Origin of the sequence: Ideonella azotifigens (assembly GCF_006519715.1) — a bacterium.
In the GTDB taxonomy this organism is placed as follows: Bacteria; Pseudomonadota; Gammaproteobacteria; order Burkholderiales; family Burkholderiaceae_C; genus Ideonella; species Ideonella azotifigens.
Genome location: NZ_VIDT01001181.1, coordinates 1 through 1,043 on the forward strand (window position 1 = coordinate 1; position 1,043 = coordinate 1,043).

Annotated in this window: 1 protein-coding gene; it reads left to right on the plus strand. The window is 70.9% G+C overall.

The window, feature by feature from the left end; genetic code table 11:
* Positions 1–1,043 (plus strand): ATP-binding cassette domain-containing protein (locus tag FKP22_RS31480; RefSeq protein ID WP_141292078.1); only part of this gene is annotated, 1,043 nt, incomplete at both ends.

A 1,043-nucleotide genomic window follows, 5' to 3' on the forward strand; every position in this document is an offset into this window, starting at 1 on the left:
CTTCGGGCAGCGCATGGTCATCGATGCCGTGCAGGACGGGTTGACGCGCTTGCGCGAACAACTGGTGGAGCGGCTGCTCGCATTGCCGGGCGACACCGTGCGACAACAAGGCGCCGAACGTTTCGTGCTCGCGATGACGCGGGATGGCGAGTTGCTCAACCAGATGGCCAGGGCCTGTTTTGGCGGCCTGCTGCCGGGAACCGTGCTGGTGCTGCTGTGCATGGGTGGCATCGCGGTGATGCTGCCCGCGCTGACGGCGCCGTTGCTCGTCGCGCTGACCCTGCTGTGGCTGGTGCGCCGGCGTCTCTCGCATCGGCTGGCTGGCCAGATGGCCTTGGCACACGAGGCCATCGACCAGCTGTATGAGCAGCTGGGCGGCACCGTGCTGCGCCATGAACTCGCCGTCAGCCACGCAAACGAGCTTCACGAGCAGCAGGCGAGCCGCGCGAAGGTCGCCCACACCCACGCGCTGGCGCGTGAGCTGGCGAGAACCCAGACCTGGGTGACCGAGCTCGACGCGCTGGTGCTGGGCCTGGCGCTGCTGGGCCTGGTGGCCTGGTTGGCCCTGGCCGGCGGGCCGGCGGTGTCTGGCCCGAGCCTGGCTTCGGTGCTGTTCCTGCTGCTGGCCCTGCGCGGGGCCTTGCAGGGCGCGCTGCGCGCCCTGCAGGAAATGGCGCAGGGTGTGCCGGCGCTGGCCAGCATCGAGCGCCTGCTGGCCATGCAGGCTGCGCCGGCACATCATGGGCGAGTGCCGCCAACGCACTGGCGCGTGACGCTGGAAGGCATGAGCCGCCAGGCGGACCCGCGCAGCCTCATCCGCGACCTCGACCTCGCACTGGAACCGGGCCGCATCACCGTGCTGACCGGGGCGAACGGCGCCGGGAAAACCACCCTGCTGCGCTTGCTGCTGGGCCTGACAGAAGCCGGGCACGGCAGGCTTCGCGTCGACGGCGTGCCCTGGGCGCAGATCGACCGCTCGGCCTTCCGGCGCGGCGTGGGCTACCTGCCGCAGAACCCGGTGCTGTTCGCCGGCAGCGTGTACG